Here is a 20,097-nt window from a genome sequence, read left to right as displayed (position 1 = left end):
AAAATTATTTAATTAAGTTTGAAACGCTTCATTGCATCATGTAATGACGAAGATAGCTGGCTAAGTTCGTTACAGGCTAACGCAGTTTGCTGTGCCCCTTCTGCCACTTCTTGCGAAGCCACATTGATCGTTTCGATATGGCAACTTAACTCACCCGCTACCGCGTCTTGTTGACTGCATGCACTCGCGATTTCTGTACCCATGTCAGAAATATCTGACACTGTGTCTTCAATTGAGCTCATCAACTTAAGTGATTGAATGCCTTGCTCTGAATAAGTCTCAATGCAAGAACATGACTTTTCAGTCGCCTCTTTTGCCTGTTTGGCAAATGCCTGTAGCTTCTCGATCACAGAAGTGATTTCACCCGTTGAATCTTGAGTACGAGCTGCCAGCGTCCGTACTTCATCTGCGACAACAGCAAAACCTCGGCCCGACTCACCCGCACGTGCAGCTTCAATCGCAGCGTTAAGCGCAAGCAGGTTAGTTTGATCTGCGATGCTTCTGATCACATCAACAATAATGTTAACTTGGTTAGACTGTTCTTCGAGTTCTAATACGGTATTACCCGCTTCCGTTATGACTTGCGAAATCTCTTGAATGGAATCAACCATTGCTTGGTTATTTTGAGCCCCATTTTTCGCTTGCTGGTTGGCATTGTTCGCTTGAACTGCTGATTTTTCAGTGTTTTGTGCAACATCCGATACCGATGACTTCATCTCTGTCATGGCTGTCGCTATCTGCGAAATTTTAGATTGCTGGTCATGCATTCCTTTGGTAGACAATTCAGAAATTTGGTTCATTTCTTCGATTGCACTGCTTAACTGGGTAACAGCAGAAATGATTTCTTCAATCAACTGACGCAAGTTACTTTGCATTAAGGAAGAAGCATCGGCTAACTCCCCTAATTCATCATTACCAATAGATTCGCGATCAACGTTAGTAGATAAATCACCTTTCGCAATAGCATTCGCTTGTTTAACAATCAGGTATAGCGGGTTACAAATCAGTTTCGTTAAAATGATGGTCATCGATACCATGATCAGCAATATAGTAATATTACTCACAACCGAAGAGTTCGATAAATTTGAGACAGAATCAAGAATTTGACTTCGGTTGTTATCCATCGCCTCTTTTAAGATACGGCTTAAATTTCCAACTTCGTTATCCATTACTTTGAATGAAGCATACGAGTCTGTCAGCAATGTTTGATATGCCCCAGTTTTATTATTTGCGGCAATTTGTTTATTAAACACATTAATGCTGTGAGTGTACTGACTCCAAGCACTATTCAAACGCTCAAAAGACTCTTTTTCCTCACCTGGCCATACCGTTTTACCATAAGATTTAATATCATCATTAATTGAATTAACTAAGGTTGAAACTTCATTAAGCTCAGTTGATGACCTTTCCTTTAATAATATTGCCATTTGGGTACGACGTAATGTTGCAACTTCATCATAGATTCCGTTAACTTTATCGTAAGCAGGAAGAGTATCATCAGTATAGTTTATGATATTAGATTTAATATTTATCAAACCAGAATTAAAAACAAAAGCAAAGATAATGTTAATTATTGTTATAATAAAAAATGAAACGGCAATTTTTTTACCTATGGTTAGATTCTTCAAAAACATTCCTGTATTTCCTTTAATGTTCACATTTTATAGTGAACTTTATTAGTATATAAACTAACGTAATATGGTTAGTTTTTTAACGCGACCTGAAAGTAAAATCTTATCTAAATCGATAGACTATTTAACCGAGTCGCAAACACGTAATGATGACGTTAAGCTAACAGGCTTCGAAAGCAAAAAGCCTTGAATAAGCACATTTGATTGTTTAGGTACTAAGTGTAAATGCTCTACCGTTTCGACCCCTTCAACGACCAAGGTTGCATTGATGCTTTCTGATAGCTTAATCATGAACTTCAACGTTTCAGATGCCACTGTATCTCGATCGCACATTCCAATAACTGATTTATCGATTTTGATAAAGTCGAAATGCTTTTCAGATAACAAGTTAAGGTTAGAATAGCCACAACCAAAATCATCAATGGCAAACCTAAATCCAGCATTTTTCAAGTTTATAATATTTTCTTTTACATGTTTTTTTGACAGTATTTCACTATATTCAACCACTTCAAAAATGATTTTTTTTCTTAAATCTCGATATCTCTCCGTTGCTATCATGACATCATCAAAGAAATCAACCATCATAAGGTCGGAGTTACTGACATTGATACTGATCTTTGGAATGCTTTCTTTATTAGATGTTGCATAATCAATAACCTTATTCAAAATCATCATGGTTAGCGAATAATGCAGGTGTGGTTTTGTCGCAACCAGAGGCATAAATTCACCAGGGCCTCCATATTCCGTCCTTTTCCATCTAAGTAAGATTTCCCAAATACAAACCTTAGCCGTATTTAAGCTATTAAATATAGGCTGGTAGCAAAGCTCAAATTGGTCGCCACCTTGACAAATATCTTGACTCAAATCTTGTAAGATCTGACGCTTACGGAGGCTACGTTGATAGTCCGTATTACTATAAATATATAAACCATCGATAGACTTTAAAGATTTCTTGACGCAATAAGCCATTTTTTTAAAAAGATAATTCTTACCTTTCGCTATATCAGTATCAGGAAATGACATACTCGCTATCGAATAATCAAATGGAAGAAGTTTATCATCCACGACTTGTTCATAGGGTAAAGCTCGTTGTACTTTTTGTTGTTGCTCAATAATTTGTTCAGGTAGCCAAGGTGAGTTTTTTACAAACACTAGGACTATATATCTATCTTCAAATAAACCAATAACACTTGGAGAAAGCATTTCATTTAAATGATTATGTAGTTGTGTTTTTATCTTACGGCTAGTTTTAGAGTCAAAGAAACGGTAATAATCTGATGAGCGACCGACACATACAACATGCATAATATGGTGAGAACTCTCATTTACTTCATTAATTTGTAATACCCTTTTCTGGATATAGTTAATATTAGGCAGTTGGCTCTCTTCGCAAAAAAGACTTTTTAATTTTTGTTTTTTTTGCTCTCGCTCTAAACGTAATTGAGCAAAAGAGTGTTTTTTTTCCTCTCTAGAAACCTTCGCAGCCAACAATGCACATAAAGCAATAAGCACAGCAAAACCGCATAACAAGGTTGCATTTATCGAAGTAAATACCATGATTTTTATCGCAATATGACCATAAGAAAGTGCAACACTTTCCCAGATTTCGGGGGAATATCAATTAATAACTGGTCTGATGACTTAGTTTAAATAATAATTTCACGTGAAACAAGATGACTATTGATAAGTCAGTAAATGACCATTTCCTACTCTATAAATGGAGGGTTTAGAAAATAGTTAATACAAAAAAAGACTGATGGAAAATGGATTTTTAACGATATAAAAAGAGCATTTACTCTTTAACAGTATGGCAACCCATATTTACCCAAAACAAAATAGAAAGATAAAAAAAACAATAAGTCGCACTGCAACCCCTGCTGCAAGGTACACATAAAAACCTTTTAAATCAATGCCATACAAATAACACCATTCTGAACAACATCAACAAAAAAGAGTATGACCATATTTTTCGTCCATATAAACGTCGGCAACATGCGTCATTATGACACATTAAATAAAATGAAAACTAATTAAAAAAAGACAGAATAATGTCGTTTGACGTTGGAATTTTGACGGTAAAAATAAAACTATCATTACATAACTTAATATATGTAACCCTGTCATCAATATATATTAACTTATTTGGGGTTGTTAATTTTATTATTTAAACACATATATATTTAGCTCCACATAAAACCAAGTGAAAATTTGAACAAACCTTCTCGTTTGTTCAATGTACTAAATTTTAGACAAAATCATCATGTAGCACGAAATTCACGAGTACATAATGCTAGAAAATGGCTAAGTCTGTCATTGTATGTCGTTTGAATAGTAAGGTGTTTTTCAAGTCAATAAAAAGCAAACATGGTCAATTGTATAGAAAGCTAAATACAACAAAGCCACAAGAGTAACAGGGCTTTGCTGTTCATTGATACAAAGTAAATAGCGGTTAGTTACCTATCGCAATGTGGCCGACTCCCACTCGGTAAGTAATTGCATGATTTGGTATGAATCTTCCGCCGTCGCACAAGGAGGTGCCAATTCACTGCGCCCAGCTTCTACCGCTTCACGTACCTGACGCACTTGGTAAGAAAAAGCATCACCTTGGGCTGAAATCTTAACCTCTCGCTTTGAGGCTTCATACACTTCCACACTGATCGTATTTTCACAGGTTGGTAACCAAGGGTTAGACACCATAGTCACGCTGCCCTTGCTTCCCAACACTCTGAAGTGATGCTGTAAGCCGTGATCTTCTGCGGTATGGATAGTCACACTCTGGTGTTCACCAAACGTCAGCAATACACTTGACTCACACACGTTACCATCAGCACCTTGCCGACCAACGGCTTTCAATGTGCAATTTGCCAATGCATTATTACCCAGCATTGTTTGTACCACTAAATGCAGTAAAGAAACCGGATAACAACCCAAGTTATATAAAGCACCTTTACTTTCTGGATTCACAAATTGATCAATCGCTGCAATATAAGACGCTTGTACCGAACGCAACTCACCGATTTCACCGCTAGTTAATATATCGACTAAAGAAGCAATGAGAGGGTGATGTAAATACATTAAGCCCTCTGCAAAGAAAACCTGATGGTGTTTAACCGCAGCCAAAGCCTGTGCGCTTTTTTCCATATCAACCGACAAGGATTTTTCACATAAAATCGCTTTACCGCATGTCGCAGCTTTAGCAATAAATTCGTGATGAAGATGGTTTGGCAGGGCAATATAGACAATGTCGACTTGCGGATCGTCAAGCAACGCTTCGTAGCTCAAATAAGATTGCAGCACGTTATATTGCTCAGCAAATGCTGCGACATTGGCTTGTGATCGCCCAGCGACGGCATACAGAGCACTACTGCGGTCGGCATTGATCGCCTCGGCCATTACACCTGAGATAAAACTCGTGCCTAAAATCCCCCATTTCATAATGAAAACTCCGCTGAATTCAATATAGCCAGATCAGCCGTAAGCGGCTGAGTTTCAAAGACGTGCACCAACTCAGTGACCTCGGTGGCAATAAATGCTTGAGTATGAGGCATAGAAAAATGCGCCTCAATGGCAGTACGATCCTCGTACAGTTCCCATAAAATAACTCGCTGTGGGTTGGTTTGATCGTAAGTTGAAACGGCTTGCAGACAGCCCGCTTCGCTTTGCATTGCTAGACAAAACGCTTCTATGGCACTGATCACCTCAGATCGAGGGAGATCTGAGCGCATTTTTAACTCTGCGGTAACAAAAATTGGTTGGGCCATTATTGTTCTCTATCTATGGTTTGTTTGTACTTAGTGTGGTTACCTCTAATGTAATTACCGCCATTAAATTGATAAACTCTGTTTTAGTTTATTGTTTATCAAGCCTTGGTTGTTAATCGAGGATTCTTAATCTCGGTTTTTTTAATGACTATTTTTAATAGATAGCTCTGAATCAGTTTTTAATTCTCTGATTGTTAATAGATGGCGTAAGTGAGTAGTGTGCAGTGGATAAGTTAACCAGTATGAAGGTATTCGCCTATATTGCTGAAAAAGGCAGTTTTCGAAGCGCAGCTCACCAATTTAATGTGTCACCAACCATGGTGGGTAAACACATTCAATTTTTAGAACAGGCTCTAAATACCAGGCTGATCCATCGCACCACCCGCAAACAATCTTTGACCGAGGCAGGGAAATTGTACTATCAGGAATGCCGTCGCATTATCGAAGACATTGCAAATGCCGAGAACCTGATCCAAACCCTCAATAATCAGCCACAAGGCACAGTAAAGATAAACTGCCCCATCACTTACGGTAAAAAAGTGATTGCACCAATTGTGGCGGACTTCTTGATTGCTTACCCCGATTTAAATGTGGAACTGATGCTGGATAATAATCTGGTAGACCCTTATCGCTGCGAGGCCGATATTATTATCCGAATTGGAGATCTGGTTGATTCATCCTTGGTGGCACGGTTAATTGGGGAATACCAAATGGTATATTGCGTGTCACCTGCCTACCTTGAGAAGCACGGTCAAATAACCAATATAGAGGCATTAAAAGATCATCATTGCTTAGGCTTTCGCTATCATGAAGGCGATAGTCAACAAGTGCTGAGCCTACCCGTTAGCAGCTTTCATCAAAATCGAATTCGCTTAACGTCGAATAATGGTGATGTCCTAAAGTTAGCAGCGATGAAGGCTATAGGTGTGCTGCTCCAACCTCGCCTTCAAGTTGAAGACGAAATTAAGCAAGGGTTACTCACTGAGGTGTTAGCAGACTTTACGCCGAAACCTAAACCGATCCATCTTGTCTATCGCTCTAAACAATTGTCGTTAAAAAATCGAACCTTGGTTGATTTCATTATTGAGCGATTACATTAAGGAGAGGCTAGTCGTCAAAACATGACTATAAGTTACGCCATTGTCCGCGCATCAAGACTGCACCAATCACTGATAGTCCGACCCCAGTGATAAAGATAATCATGTTTTTTTGTTTTGCTTGTGCCGCAATTTGCGCAGCGCTATTTACATCAAAAAATTCGTGACCACCAGCGGCAAAAAAGCCACCCATATCGCTCACAACCTGATGCTGTCCCATCATGTCACCGAGTGAAACACCGCCCCACAGTAGTGAAGCCATACCAATAAGTAGTGAAATGAATCCCCAGCTTTTTTTGATGTCCATTTGATAAATCCTTGAATGCAGTACCGAGTTAATGACGTTCGGTAGTATTGATAATGTCCTCGATTGTTATAACGTAAAAGTGACTAAATTCTCAATGAACTGGTTCACTGAACCATTGAAAAGCCAAGTTTAAAAAACTTTGTTTTTTAATAGTTTAGAGCAAGATCATGTTTTGATTTGCCTTAATAAAATTGCACGCTGTATTAAACAAAAAAGCGCTACTCGAATAACGAGAAGCGCTTATTTACTCAATTTATGGCTCATTTTATGTAGATGAGCAAAAAGATGAGGCTTTTATTACTTTTGTTTTGGACGGAATGGCTTAATTACCGCTTCGTCACATTCAAGGAATGGACCTTCCATCAAATCAATACAGTATGGGATTGCAGGGAAAACCGCATCCAAGCATTCGCGGATTGATTTAGGTTTACCCGGCAAATTAACAATAAGGCTATCGCCACGTAGACCTGCTGTTTGGCGCGATAGAATTGCTGTTGGTACGAACTTTAATGACTCTGCACGCATTAGCTCACCAAAACCAGGCATCATGCGATCACAGACAGCTTCTGTTGCTTCTGGTGTTACATCACGCTTCGCAGGACCAGTACCACCCGTAGTCACAATCAGGCTACAGTTATCTTCGTCTGCCATTTTGATCAGCGTTGCTTCAATCACATCTTGCTCATCAGGGATCACTTGATAAACCGGTTCCCACTCTGACGTGAGGTAGTCGTTTAGTGTATCGATAATTGCTTGGCCTGAAATGTCTTCATATACGCCCGCACTTGCACGATCACTTACCGTTACAATACCGATTTTTGCTTTTGTCATTTTTTATCCCTCTGGCGGTTAACGCCATCACCTGTGTTGCCGTAATGCTAATATAAATCGCGCTGTTAGCTCAAGAGGCAGATTGGGATAAGTTAGACTTTAGATGCAACTTTAAAGTTCAGTGATGCCTTGATTCCACATTCACTTTCCGTATCACAGTTCCAACATACCGCTGCCTCTCGACATTTTTTTCACTACCAGCTATGTCATTATAAGCAGTGCTTCTCTGTCCCATTTCTGCCTATTTATTGCGAGACGCTGATGAAAATACTCCTAGTTGAAGATCACCTTGATATTGCTGGTATCATTTTTGATTACTTTGAAATCAAAGGCTTTACCTTGGATCATGCCAGCAATGGCGAACATGGTTTGGCTTTAGCACAAAGCAATTACTACGATTTGATCATTCTCGATATCATGCTACCGAAAATGAATGGGATGGAAATATGCCATCAGCTCCGTACCGAAGGCAACGACACACCAATTTTGATGCTGACCGCACTTGATACTCGCGAAGATACATTAACAGGCTTTTCCAAGGGTGCCGACGATTACTTGGTGAAGCCTTTTGACCTTGAAATATTAGAAGCCAGAATAAGAGCTTTAACAAGAAGGCGACAAGGCGAAGTAAGCACTAACGTACTAATATTTGCCGATCTCTCACTTAACTTACATACTCACAGTGCACAGCGGAATGGTAAGAATATCACGCTGAACCCTTCACAATTCATTATCTTACAACTACTCATGCAACGCGCACCTCAGCATGTCAGTAAGCAAGCGCTGAGCCATGCACTCTGGAAAGATGATGAGCCTGAGGGCGATATTCTCCGCAGCCATATTTATCAACTGCGTAACCTGATAGATAAGCCTTTTGCTTCTCCTTATATCCACACTGTGCCTAAGTTTGGTTACCAATTACGCGATGAGGCCAACAGTGAAAAGCATTAAATCCGCCAAACAGATTACCTTTTTCTATTTCAGTATTGTTGCTGTAATGATCATTGCTATTCACCTTTCCGTGTTTGTATCGACCGTCACGCATCTTGAAAAATTTAACGCGCGTAATCGTCTCGCAGCTTCCTTTGAACAAGTCATACCAATGATCCATCAAGGGAATATCACAAAAATCAGCATCCCCCCTTACGATACATTTTATGTTGGTGACGATAGCCTCCCTTCATCCATTCAGCTTCCCGATGATCTTGAATTAGGGCGAGCAACGGAAGTCTATAAGCAAGGTGAAGTCTCAACGGATTTCTATATCGTGAAATATCAACTCGACATAGGTGGTCGCTTACAGAATGTCTATGGTGTGAATATCGACCCTGTCTACGAGCGCAGCGAAACTGAGATGTTTGAAGCTCATATTCAGTCTATCCTGATATCCAGCCTGCTGATCCTGATTTGCCTTTATGTGGTATTACGCATTAGCGAGCGATTAACATCACCGCTCAGTGGGCTTGCACGCCAGTTAGAACAACGCAGTGCCGATGATTTATCACCCTTACTCTTACCTAAAGTAGGGGCGACCAAAGAACTGAAAGTCTTGGTCGATAGCTTTAACAGCCACCAAGCACAAGTACGAACGATACTAGAACGAGAACGTGCCTTTAACCGCTTTGCCAGCCACGAATTACGAACACCATTAATGGTGATCAAGGGTGGCCTATCATTATTAGGGCAATCCACTGAACCAAACTTTGTTGAAAAACAGCGCCAACGGATGCTGACTGCGGCAAATGATATGAATGATTTTGTGGCAACACTCTTAACCCTGACCCGTGATGAAAATCAGGATCAAGCAATCAGTCGCCCGTTACTGCCAGTGGAGATAGAACGTGTCATCGCAAGCCACAAAGAGCTGCTTGCAAATAAACCTGTTACTTATCAATTTATTGTGCAAAAACAGCCTGATATCAAAGCGCCTGAAGCGGCAATAAAAATTTTAGTGGGTAATATTATTAAAAATGCTTTCACCTATACCGACGCTGGCAACATAAGGATCGTACTCACAGAAAAAAGTCTCACCGTCACAGATACAGGTATTGGACTAGGGTTAAATCAAGCAACGAACGAGCGACAAAATACTGCGCAAGGATATGGTTTGGGCTTACTCATCGCCAATGATATTTGCCGCAAATACAGCTGGCAATTAACCATGCAAGATCGTCAACAAGCGGGAGATGCTCAACACGGCTGTAATGCCACTATACGTTTTTCAAACTCTGCAATCCAAGTCTAGCCTCGCTCAAAACAGTCTAACCGCGATCAAAAACAGCCAGCACAATGCTGGCTGTTTTCGTTTACCTTACTGACGAGCAACTGTTCGCAAAATATACACGTAAAGTGTGCTCAATAAACACCCGCTACGCTAACCGTGGTTGACGATGAAAAACCAAGTACAAACATGGGATCACTATCAGCACAACAGGCAGAGACAGCAATAGACCATATCCTAGTGTCAGCGACATCGGTCCCATATACACATCTGTTCCACCAATCCCATAAGCCAACGGTAATAGGCCCACAACCGTTGTTAGGGTGGTCAGCAATATAGGTCGTAATCGACTGACTGCGGCATCCAATACTGCAAGCTCAGGGCGCATCCCCTGTAATACACATTCATTAGCACGGTTGATCAGTACCAACGCATTATTCACGACTACGCCTATCATGCCCAAAATACCTATCATGGCGAACAAAGAGATCGGTTGGAAATGCAACTTCAGCGCCATCAGAGCAGAGACAAACGCGAAAGGGATCACTGCCATCACCAATAAAGGTTGCACTAATGAGTGAAACAAAATCGCTAACACAAAATACACACCGAGCATGGCTGCGGGGAATGCCACCATTAAACCACCGAGAGTCTCATTAGTTTGTTCCGCTTCACCTCCAGTATTGATGGTCACGCCAGCCGGTAATTGATCCACCATGGCTGACAGTAGTTCGGCAGCAATATCATCGGGCGATAAGTTCTCATCAGCCAACTGTGCCGTCACCAGTAATTGTCGATCACCGTTAAAATGCAAAATCTTACGCGGTGCCATGACAGATTCGACCTTGGCTAAACGACTCAACGGCACTTGATCACCCGTTGCGGTGTAAATTTTGGTATTCGCTAACATATCCGCAGTGCGGTATTTCTCAGCCATAATCACCCGCAAATCCACCTCTTCATCCCCCAGCCAAGTGCTAGAAACTTGGTCGCCATCAAAGGCAACCCGTAGGGTAGTCGCTAAATCATTCACTGTGAGTCCATAACGCGCTAACCATTCGTACTGAGGTTTAATTTGGAGTTGTGGATCTTTCAGGGTTTCATTGGTAGTAATGTTGATCAAACTCGCTTTGCCATCACGGCTTGGGTACTCAGCTAACCATGTCATCACTTGTGCCGCGGCTTGCTCCCGTGCATCGTGGTTATTGCTGATCACCCGAATTTCCACAGGCTCTCCCGGTGGTGGCCCACCTGCATCTATGGTCAGTTTGACCAAGGACAAGGACTCACTATCGCTAAGATCGCGATTAAGCTGCTCAACAATACTGTCTAATGAACGATGACGGTCTTCAAAGGCACTAAAGTTAATACGACCAGTACTCACAGGGCTGGCGTAAGTCATTTCATAACTCACAAGCTCTTCTTGAGGTAAGGCTTTCAAAACCGCTTCAAATTCTGCATGGGCCATTTTTACCGCTTCGATTGGTAATCCAGGCTTCACCTCGGTATACACTTCAACATATTTTGCAGCTTGAGTGGGGAAGAAGTCGATCCGCATTGTACTCACAGCCGCCATGGAAAACGTCAGTAGTAGCAGTGATACCATCACCACGGTTTTCTTCCACTGTAGGCACAGTTGCAATAAGGCTTGGTAATACGCTTTAGGTCGGTCAAAAAAGTGTGCTTTAACGTCTTGCTGTAGTGCCTGCTGATTCTCTTTTTGTAACGAGGAAGCCAAGTGCGCAGGTAAAGTCACCGTACATTCTGCAAACGAGAACGACAGTGCCAGTAACACGGTGGCAGGAATAACAGCAATCGCCATTCCGAGCGTGCCCGGCAAAAAGAACATAGGGATAAAGACTAAAGCGGTCGTGAGCAAATTGGCCATAATCGGCTTCATCACCTTTGCCGTGCCTTGCACTGCCGCGTCAATCGCACTGTGCCCGGCTTCGCGTTCTTGATAAATGCTTTCTGCAACAATCACTGAATCATCAACAATGATCCCTATGACTAATAACAGCGCTGCCAGCGTGATGCTGTCTAGGTCTTGGCCAACCACGGGCAACACAGCAATAACGCCAAACACGCAAACAGGGATAGAGACCGCAACCCAAAACGCGACCTGACGTTTAAGTAATAAGCTCAGCACCAGTAGAACCAGTATCAAACCCACGCCGCCGTTAACTGCCACTATGCTGAATTTTTCACTCATGTCGTCAGCGACATTCAAGGATAATGGGTAAGCGTATTGGTGGTTTAATTGCGCCGCTTCAGCATCCAGTAATTGCCGAACCGCATCAACGGTACCTTTGATATCAGCAGAAGCACTTTTGGTCACATTGAACAAAATGCCAAACTGGCTGTTAATGGTGGCAATTTCAGTCCCTTTTTCAAACGTATCTAATACAGTTGCAATGTCACTGAGGCGGACGATACCACCGCCTGACAGCACCTTCACCACCAGCTGTTCAAGCTCAGACACACTGTGTACTTGGGTTAAAGCCACTAATCTTTGTTCATTCGTCCATGACTCAACAATGCCGCCAGATAACGACAAGTTACGATTATTTACCGCACTCATTACGTCATCTACCGTCAATTGATAACGGCGGACTTTATTCGGGTCGACCTCAATCCAAAATTCCCGTTCACGAAAACCCGATAAGGTGACCGAGCCTACACCTGCAATATTACGGATGCGCTTTTCTAAACCGCGCACATATTCACGCAATTCGCTGTAGCTATCACCCCCAGTGACCCCAAAGCGTAGCACTTCAAAAGAAGCGGTACTTTCTTGCAGGACAATTGGCGGATTGGGAATATCTTTGGGTAAGTCGCTGACTCGATCGACGGCTTGTTGAATCTCACGGACCGCTTTATTAAGATCAATGCTTTCATCTAACTCCAACCGAATCGACGAAATGCCGTTGCTGGAGGTTGATTCAAACTTACGGATCCCTTGTACAGAGCGCAGTTCTTTCTCTAGTTTATTGGTGATGTTTAATTCAATATCTTGCGCCGAAGCCCCCGGATATTGGGTATCAATTTGCACTTCAGGAAAGGCAACATCAGGCAGTTCTTGCAGCCTGATTTGGCTCATAATGCCTAGCCCGACGGCTAACACCATCACGGTAATAATACGGGCTAAAAAATGCCTCTCGGCAAAAAAGCGAAGTAAGTTAGTCATCATTACTCTCCTACTTCACGGACTGCGTCGAGGTAAGTAACCCTAGCTCGGTGCTACCATAGACTGACATACCTGGTTTAAAGACCAACTGACTATTTGGAATATCAATTTCTATCGGGTACGCCATCGCTTCACTATCTAGCTCTACCCCTATGCGGGCAATCGTTCCGATAACTTGACGATCTTGTACCGACTCAGACCAGATACGCATCGACTGACCCACTTGAAGTTCACTGACCTCATGTTCGCTAGCATATAAACGAACAATCAGACGATCGATAGAGGCAAGGCGATACAAGGCAGTACCTTCATCAACCCACGACCCGACATCCACCAGCTGCTGGGTGACATACCCGGTAATTGGGCTTTTAATCGCGGTACGTGCTAACGATAATTGCGCCTGCTCAACACTGATTTTTGCTAATAAAGCCGTCGCTTTTGCGGCTTGAAAATCGGCATGCGCCAAATCAAGTTCATTCTGAGAGAGGCTATTTTTTTTAATCAGTGTTTGATAACGCTGATAGAGGGCTTTTTTTAATTCAAGATCAGCCTGTGCCAAGGCTAAATTGGCTTGCTGCTTACTTAAATCAAGTTGAAAGTCTTGCTGTTGAATACGTACCAATACGGCTTGGCGGGTCACGGGGTCGCCTGATTCTGCACGTAAATCTTCAATCACACCGGGCACTTGAGCGACAAGATTAACGTGCTCTTTAGCTTGAAATTGCCCGATGAGTTCAAGAGCTAGGCTGGGGGTCGTGGTCAATAATGTCGCGCTGGCAACCGCCAACGCGAAGAAAGTCTGCTTAGGCATCACTGTATTCCTCTTATAGGTATAGCAATACAGTAAGCCGCAGTATGTAGAATTAATGTCGAAGCACTAGGTCAATGTCACCCCTGTGCAATCGTGCTTATTGAGGTTTATATAGGCCATACACGGCATGATCCAGAATACGGCCGCTAACGACTTCTTTATTGGTGATCACACCTTCAAGCGTCATCCCTAAGCGCTCACACACATCGCGGCTAGAATAGTTATCTTTCGCCGCTGAAATCTGCACTTTCTCAACTTTTAAGTGATTAAAGGCAATATTAATCATCGCCTGACAACAGCGCGTCATGATGCCACAACCTTGATACCGCGCATCGAGCCAATAGCCAATCTCAACCATTTTCAATTCAGGCTTTATCGTATTAAACGCAATGTTACCGACTAAGATCCCTTTATACTCAATCGCACACACCATGCTTTTGCCGTTGGCATAATCCAGCAAGGAATTTTTCACAAAGGCTTTGAAGTCATCTTCAGTTTTCACATGGGGGGCCCATGCCATCCATTGCGATAGATAATCACGGTTTGCTTCTACTATGGTGGCATATTTCATTGCCAATGCAGGATGAACCAAGACCAGTTCTAGTTCGTCATCCACTTTTTTTGCAAACATAGGGGCTCCCCTTCGTTATTATCATCTATGCGAAAACGCGTTCTTTTTTCTAATTAACCACGTACTTGTGCCAATTTTAGATACGCATGTAAAGCACCGTTTTTGTACTCAACCGCCGAATGAATGTTTGCTAAACGGTTAGCGTAAATACTGTAACGGTAGTTATTATGCACGGTATTAAGCTCAACATGGATCACGCCATCCTCTAAGTACCAAACACCTTTCGCATGCTCACGCCGAAATAAGGTAAATTCATCTAAGGTTCCATCGGGAAAAAACTGTAATTCTGTCACATGGCCCGCCGAACAGGTTTTTATCCAGTAACGACATTCGGTATCAGCAATCGAAAAGTCACGCTTATTCTCTAACCACAGGTGAAAATCAGCCATTTCATGATTATTCATCGCTGGCAGTTGATCAACATCTAGCAGGCGCACTCGCTCAGATTCGCGATAGAAAAGCTGCAATTGCTGACGCTGTTTATGGCTCGACATCCCTTTCTCCTATAACCACAAGTTGCATTCGTGACGCGATCACCGTTGACCGAGCCCCGCCTCACCAAGCGATCATGCATGTCATCGCATTATGATGAGAAATATCATAGTAATGGGGAAAAATGAAAGCTGCATTATTCGATGACAAGAAAGTACATCGAGATCAAAAAAAGCGAGGGTTTAAGAAGAGTTAGATATGTAGATGGCGTGACACAAGAAGTTACCTCCTAGTAGGGCATTCGATGAATAATAATCAAGACTGCCATTATTAAAACCAACACTAGGAGGTAATATACCCATCAATACAAGACGGGTAATAACAATTAACGACGCTTTGGCTGCTGGTAAGTACGACCAGCCGCTTGGTAAGTGTCTTTTTGCTTCATTTCGAACATTGCGTAGAAGAACCAAGCAACGAAGACCATCACGTCATCGCCTTCGTTCATCACCCACTCTGCGTATTCTTGCTCTTCACCATCGTCATTTGCTTCTGTGAATACGTGGTAAATACGCTTCTCACCTTCAATCTCAGCAAGACTAAACTGACCAGTGAGAGAAGCAGCAGCTTCAGCGACTTCTTGATCTTCAACCGCTTTTAGCGCGTCTAAAACTTGTGGTAGGTTTTCTTTTTGGCTTAGTTCTTTGACTAGCTCGACAAAATGATCTTGTTGCATTGTTTAATAACCTTTTTAACTGATGCGGCTATTTTATACTTAAACCGTCATAACATGCGATCAAATAAACTCAGCACCTATGGCCTCGCACAATCAGATGCGCCACTCGTCGTTAAACGCGTGGCGCCAGCCATTACAACCTTTCAAATTCAATTCTGCTTGAAGTTGATTATTTTCGTAATTTTTCAATTACTTCAGTCGCGCGCTCAAGCATTACCGCTAACTTGCCTGGGTCGGTATTCGTTGACCAATCTTGCAAGAATGCCACCGTTATACCTGTCTCTAAATCACTAAAGGTCGATTGACCAAAAGAGCCGTGAGAGTAAATGATCTTCTTATCTTTGATGAAGTACGATTGCATGTCATAAGAAACATCCCCACCAGCAGAAAGAACCTCACCAGCCCCCGGGGTTTTGAATAGAACATCATCACTTGTATCCTCTAACTCAGCATAAAATGCTTTGCCGACTTTGCCTTGAGCAATGTATTGGCCAAATAACGTAAAATCTAGCAGGCTGGTATTAATCCCATACGATGGTGATGTGGTGCCATCAGATGTTTTTGCTATCTCGATAGGATCATGACCACCGATCGCTTGGTGAAGCTCACTGAGTAGCTGCTCAAAAGGTTTTCCATTTACCTTCGCTAAGATAAGCGCAAGCGCGTCGGTGTTTTGGTCAGAATAATCCCAGTAAGTCCCCTGTTTATGTTTACTCGCCTTGGCATTTTTAATGGCATTCAAATGGCCGATAGGTTCACCTGAATTTTGCAAACCGATCTCTTTTTCCCACTCGTAACCATTGGAGCCTGGTGTATGATAATTACCAAGTGCTTCAATACCGCTATCCATGCGGGCAATGTTACCAATTAGCGCATCACCGACAATAGACCCTTCAAGTTCAGGTAGGTAAGTCTTCGCTTGAGCATTTAAATCAATGAGTCCCGCATCGACAGCTTTACCTAGTAATACGCCGACATAGGTTTTCGACGCTGATTGCAGGTTATTGAGCATGCCGCGCTTAAAGCCATTATCGTAGTGTTCAGCGAGTACGGTACTGTCTTTCATGACCATAAAGCCTTTCACATTATTACTGATCAGGTCTGCACGGAGCGCTGGGGTAATAATATTATCTTGAATGTCGTACTTAATAGATGCTGGCGTTGTGCTCGCAGGTAGCTCAAACACACCGTAACGCACAAAGTCCTTAATGTGCATACTGGCATAGGTGTAGTAAGGCCATTGCTGGAAAGCATCCATCGGAATTTCAGAAATACTGTAACCTTCATAAAACTTAGACTCTGGCGTGTCGGAAGCCATAGCGGTACCAGTAGAGAAAATACTAGCAAGAACAACAAGTGCAGCAACTTTTGATAATTTCATCATTAATACTCTTCTTTATGACGTTAAAGCAAAATGCATTAAGGCGGTTTGCCTTGGCTTGACGACATAATCACAGTAAATTAGAAATAGTTTGAACTGGTTTCCATCGATACCATCTATACTTGATACCTAACCTCTCGAATCTATTAACAGTATGATCAATTCAGAATTGCTCAAAAGTTTTATCGCAGCTGCTGACACCGGTTCATTCAGCGCCGCAGCACGCCAGCTTGGCCGCCAGCAAAGCACTATCAGTAGCAACATCGCTAAACTTGAAGATGAATTAAATATCGTATTGTTCGACAGAAAGGGGAAATACCCGCAGGTAACGGAAGCAGGGCTGGCTTTGTATGACAGCGCCAAGCTTGCACTTAATAGTGCTGAACGGTTTGAAAATAGTGCGGCATTAATTTCAGCAGGCTCACCAGTCTCGCTGACGATTGCGTTTGATGAAGATTTACCCTTAGCCCCTTTCATGGCGTGGCTTCAGCGTATCCATAAGCAATACCCGATAATGCAATTAAAATTAGTACGTAAAGCGAGTACCCAAATTTTCGATTTGGTTAAAAACAACCAAGTCGACTTAGCACTTACCCCTAGTTTAGAAAGTAACTCCAGTTTTTATGAGTTCACGGCTGTTGGCCATATCCACTACATATTCGCTTGTGGCAAGCAGCACCCATTTCGTCATAAACGCCACATCAGCAATGATGATTTAGCCACATCGACTCAACTTGTTGCCACTTCAATGTTAGACAGCCAACTCGTCCAAACAGTCGCCATGTCATCACAACGTTGGTATTGCGAAGGCTATGACGCCTTACTGGCTACCTTACAAGCGAATATTGGCTGGGCATTTCTGGCAGTTGATCACTCGGCCCCATTACCAGAGGGGATAGTAACCTTTACGCCTGAGTTTTCTGCCACCCAACATAGCGCGCAATACGATATTATTTGGCCAAAAAACAAAATACTGTCAGATACTGAACGTCAACTGCGTGATCAGCTCGCAACGGTTGTCGCAAACTTTAGTATGAACGAACGGTAATGATTTGAATCTGGCATAAATAAAAAAGGAGAACACATCGGCTCTCCTTTTACTCATGCGCTTTGATTACTCAGCTTGATTCATCACTAACGATTGTTCTGGCTGATTAAGTTTTTTCCACCAGTAATCTGTCGTGATAGCTTGCGAGAAATCTAAACTGTCTCCCACCATAGGTGTCACCAGCGTCGCCCCATGGGTATTTGCTTCTTCAATCAAATCATTCACGGGTTCATCCCAGCGGTGTAGAAACAATTCATAGGTCGACCAGTGTACGGGAAATAACTTTTCCGCTCGAACATCAAGGTGCGCCTGCATAGTATGGGAAGCTTGCATATGCCCCCACCCCTCAACAGGGTAACCTTCACCGTCTTTCACGTTAGCCGCAACTTCAATAAAAGATAAGTCAAATGGCCCTAAGCGCTCACCGATCTCGGTAAAATGACCGCCATAAGCGGTATCGCCACTGTAAAACACGCTACCAGAATCAGCCTGAATCGCCCAAGACGCCCACAATGTTTTATTGGTATCGAATAAACCTCGCCCTGAATTATGATTGGCAGGGGCTGCTGTTAAGGTCACGCTGTTGATCTCTTTGTGCTCCCACCAGTCCAGTTCATCAATCAAGTTAGGATCGATCCCCCAACCTTCAAGATGACGGCCAACCCCAAGCGGCACTAAAAATCGTACGCCTTGATCCGCAAAATAACGTGCCGTTGATTCTTCGAGGTGATCATAGTGATCATGCGAAATCACAATCACATCAGGCAATGGCAGGTCTTCACGCGCAACTGGCGCTTCAACATTACGTTTAAACAAGCCAGCGAATGCAGCTGGCGCAGCATAATCAAACACAGGATCAATCAAAATTCGGGTACGATCAACTTCCACAAACAACGAAGAATGCCCTAGCCAAGTGACACGCAATGCATCGCTCGGTGTCGCCAATGCTGCCGTATCAACCGCGTGATAAGGCAAAGCCTTTGCTGGCTTCATTTGGCTACGTTCAGCAAAAAAGCGCCACATTAGTTTCGCCATACCTTGATCCGTATCGACCTTGACGATATTTGAAATCACTTTGCCATCTTTAAATTGAGGCGACTGAGCAATGCGTTCTTGGCGGATATCTTCACTCTTAACAAGATCGCCCGTTACGTTACCACCTGCTGCACCAGCCAGGCCAAGTACGCCTAAAACAGAAACCAGAGATGTTTTCATTGCAGTGTTCATAATTGCAGCTAGCCTCAAAAGTAAACGATGGTGTATACTTTCAATATTATTGGTTTTCACGAAAAAGTAAACACCACCGTTTACCATTATTTTTAGCAAAAAGGCGATTTATGGCTAAAGTGGCTGAAATTAAACAAGAAAATATTATTCAATCAGCGATAAATATTTTTGCTGAAAAGGGTTTAGAGCAAGCAAGTATGGAAGCCATAGCGAAACAGGCTGAGGTATCAAAACGTACTTTGTATAAATACTACCCAACCAAAGACAGCTTATTTTCAGTGATTGTTGATAGGCTATTGGAAGGGTGCAAGGTAATGAAAACCTTAAGCTTTGATGAGAAATCAGACGTTAGAGCACAGCTTGTTGCTATTGCCCAAAAGGAGGTGACGTTACTGTGCCAAACGGAATTTCTCACTCTTTCACGCATGGTGATGACTGAGTGTATTCGCTCTAATGTCATCGCTAATATCATGCTAGAAAGGTTACAGAATCTCGAAGGAGGCTACAGCTTTGAGCAGTGGATCGACAACGCCAATACCGCCGATAAACTTGCCGTTTCTCATCCACAAATTGCCGCGGAGCAATTTTTCGCCAGCTTAAAAGCCGTTGTTTTTTGGCCTCAAATTTTGATGCACCAACCTATCGCGTCAGAAGAACAACAACAGTTAGCCATCACTTGTGCTGTCGATCAATTTTTAGCAGCGTATGCAGTGAAGTAGCTCTCCACAGTAAACGGGCGTACTCGCAGTAACGAGCATGGTACCCATGTCATTAAGCGAATACGCCTCAACAAATA

The 20,097-nt window shown here is 42.5% G+C and carries 18 protein-coding genes; 5 read left to right on the top strand and 13 right to left on the bottom strand.

Going from position 1 to position 20,097, the window contains the following annotated elements:
* Positions 1-8 precede the first annotated feature (8 nt).
* The 4 genes from OCU77_RS23415 to OCU77_RS23400 all read right to left on the bottom strand — a co-directional run bounded on the left by OCU77_RS23415 (position 9) and on the right by OCU77_RS23400 (position 5,392).
* Positions 9-1,634 (bottom strand): methyl-accepting chemotaxis protein, encoded by a 1,626-nt coding sequence (locus tag OCU77_RS23415; protein WP_048899638.1) that lies wholly within the window; start codon positions 1,632-1,634, stop codon positions 9-11.
* 117 nt (positions 1,635-1,751) lie between these two features.
* On the bottom strand, positions 1,752-3,188 hold the full coding sequence (locus OCU77_RS23410; protein ID WP_107302974.1) for an EAL domain-containing protein: 1,437 nt from the start codon (positions 3,186-3,188) through the stop codon (positions 1,752-1,754).
* Between the two features lie 900 nt (positions 3,189-4,088).
* Positions 4,089-5,066, bottom strand: coding sequence for a Gfo/Idh/MocA family protein (locus OCU77_RS23405; RefSeq protein WP_048899637.1), 978 nt, complete (start codon positions 5,064-5,066; stop codon positions 4,089-4,091).
* A complete protein-coding gene (locus tag OCU77_RS23400; protein ID WP_048899636.1) occupies positions 5,063-5,392 on the bottom strand; it encodes a putative quinol monooxygenase in 330 nt (109 codons plus the stop codon). The genes OCU77_RS23405 and OCU77_RS23400 overlap by 4 nt, the downstream gene beginning before the upstream one ends.
* Before the next feature lie 224 nt (positions 5,393-5,616).
* Between OCU77_RS23400 and OCU77_RS23395 the strand changes: the two genes are divergently transcribed.
* Entirely contained in the window at positions 5,617-6,492 is an 876-nt protein-coding gene (locus OCU77_RS23395) for a LysR family transcriptional regulator (protein WP_048899635.1), read from the top strand.
* Positions 6,493-6,517: 25 nt separating this feature from the next.
* Here OCU77_RS23395 and OCU77_RS23390 read toward each other — a convergent pair whose 3' ends face one another.
* Both OCU77_RS23390 and mog read right to left on the bottom strand, forming a co-directional pair.
* Positions 6,518-6,796: a hypothetical protein gene (locus tag OCU77_RS23390; protein WP_048899634.1), complete on the bottom strand. Its 279-nt coding sequence runs from the start codon at positions 6,794-6,796 to the stop codon at positions 6,518-6,520.
* 297 nt (positions 6,797-7,093) lie between these two features.
* On the bottom strand, positions 7,094-7,627 hold the full coding sequence (mog, locus tag OCU77_RS23385; RefSeq protein WP_048899633.1) for a molybdopterin adenylyltransferase: 534 nt from the start codon (positions 7,625-7,627) through the stop codon (positions 7,094-7,096).
* A gap of 261 nt (positions 7,628-7,888) precedes the next feature.
* Here mog and OCU77_RS23380 point away from each other — a divergent pair, with 261 nt between their 5' ends.
* Both OCU77_RS23380 and OCU77_RS23375 read left to right on the top strand, forming a co-directional pair.
* Positions 7,889-8,578 carry a response regulator transcription factor gene (locus tag OCU77_RS23380; RefSeq protein ID WP_048899632.1) on the top strand — a complete coding sequence of 230 codons (690 nt, stop codon included), beginning with the start codon at positions 7,889-7,891 and terminating at the stop codon, positions 8,576-8,578.
* Complete coding sequence (locus OCU77_RS23375; protein WP_048899631.1) at positions 8,565-9,872, top strand: sensor histidine kinase; 1,308 nt, start codon at positions 8,565-8,567, stop codon at positions 9,870-9,872. The genes OCU77_RS23380 and OCU77_RS23375 overlap by 14 nt, the downstream gene beginning before the upstream one ends.
* 124 nt (positions 9,873-9,996) lie before the next feature.
* Here the strand turns inward: OCU77_RS23375 and OCU77_RS23370 are convergent, their stop codons facing one another.
* The 6 genes from OCU77_RS23370 to OCU77_RS23345 form a co-directional block, all read right to left on the bottom strand.
* The gene (locus OCU77_RS23370; protein WP_107302975.1) at positions 9,997-13,035 is read right to left on the bottom strand and encodes an efflux RND transporter permease subunit; all 3,039 of its coding nucleotides are present in this window, start codon (positions 13,033-13,035) and stop codon (positions 9,997-9,999) included.
* Between the two features lie 10 nt (positions 13,036-13,045).
* Positions 13,046-13,846, bottom strand: a complete 801-nt coding sequence (locus OCU77_RS23365; protein WP_107302976.1) for an efflux RND transporter periplasmic adaptor subunit — start codon at positions 13,844-13,846, stop codon at positions 13,046-13,048.
* Between the two features lie 97 nt (positions 13,847-13,943).
* Positions 13,944-14,477, bottom strand: coding sequence for a GNAT family N-acetyltransferase (locus tag OCU77_RS23360; RefSeq protein WP_048899630.1), 534 nt, complete (start codon positions 14,475-14,477; stop codon positions 13,944-13,946).
* 53 nt (positions 14,478-14,530) lie between these two features.
* Positions 14,531-14,971 (bottom strand): hypothetical protein, encoded by a 441-nt coding sequence (locus tag OCU77_RS23355; RefSeq protein WP_048899629.1) that lies wholly within the window; start codon positions 14,969-14,971, stop codon positions 14,531-14,533.
* Between the two features lie 323 nt (positions 14,972-15,294).
* Positions 15,295-15,645: a hypothetical protein gene (locus OCU77_RS23350; RefSeq protein WP_048899628.1), complete on the bottom strand. Its 351-nt coding sequence runs from the start codon at positions 15,643-15,645 to the stop codon at positions 15,295-15,297.
* Between the two features lie 169 nt (positions 15,646-15,814).
* Positions 15,815-17,029, bottom strand: a complete 1,215-nt coding sequence (locus OCU77_RS23345; protein WP_107302977.1) for a serine hydrolase — start codon at positions 17,027-17,029, stop codon at positions 15,815-15,817.
* A 151-nt stretch (positions 17,030-17,180) separates the two neighbouring features.
* Here OCU77_RS23345 and OCU77_RS23340 point away from each other — a divergent pair, with 151 nt between their 5' ends.
* Positions 17,181-18,074 carry a LysR family transcriptional regulator gene (locus OCU77_RS23340; protein WP_048899626.1) on the top strand — a complete coding sequence of 298 codons (894 nt, stop codon included), beginning with the start codon at positions 17,181-17,183 and terminating at the stop codon, positions 18,072-18,074.
* Positions 18,075-18,140: 66 nt separating this feature from the next.
* Here the strand turns inward: OCU77_RS23340 and OCU77_RS23335 are convergent, their stop codons facing one another.
* Positions 18,141-19,289, bottom strand: a complete 1,149-nt coding sequence (locus tag OCU77_RS23335) for an MBL fold metallo-hydrolase (RefSeq protein ID WP_239686020.1) — start codon at positions 19,287-19,289, stop codon at positions 18,141-18,143.
* 122 nt (positions 19,290-19,411) lie between these two features.
* On the opposite strand from OCU77_RS23335, the gene OCU77_RS23330 reads away from it, so the two are divergent.
* Entirely contained in the window at positions 19,412-20,020 is a 609-nt protein-coding gene (locus OCU77_RS23330) for a TetR/AcrR family transcriptional regulator (protein WP_048899625.1), read from the top strand.
* The last annotated feature ends 77 nt before the right edge of the window (positions 20,021-20,097 follow it).

Origin of the sequence: Photobacterium swingsii (assembly GCF_024346715.1) — a bacterium.
Lineage (GTDB): Bacteria > Pseudomonadota > Gammaproteobacteria > Enterobacterales > Vibrionaceae > Photobacterium > Photobacterium swingsii.
The sequence above is the reverse complement of the archived record's forward strand: the minus strand, read 5'-3'. Positions and strand labels throughout refer to the sequence as shown.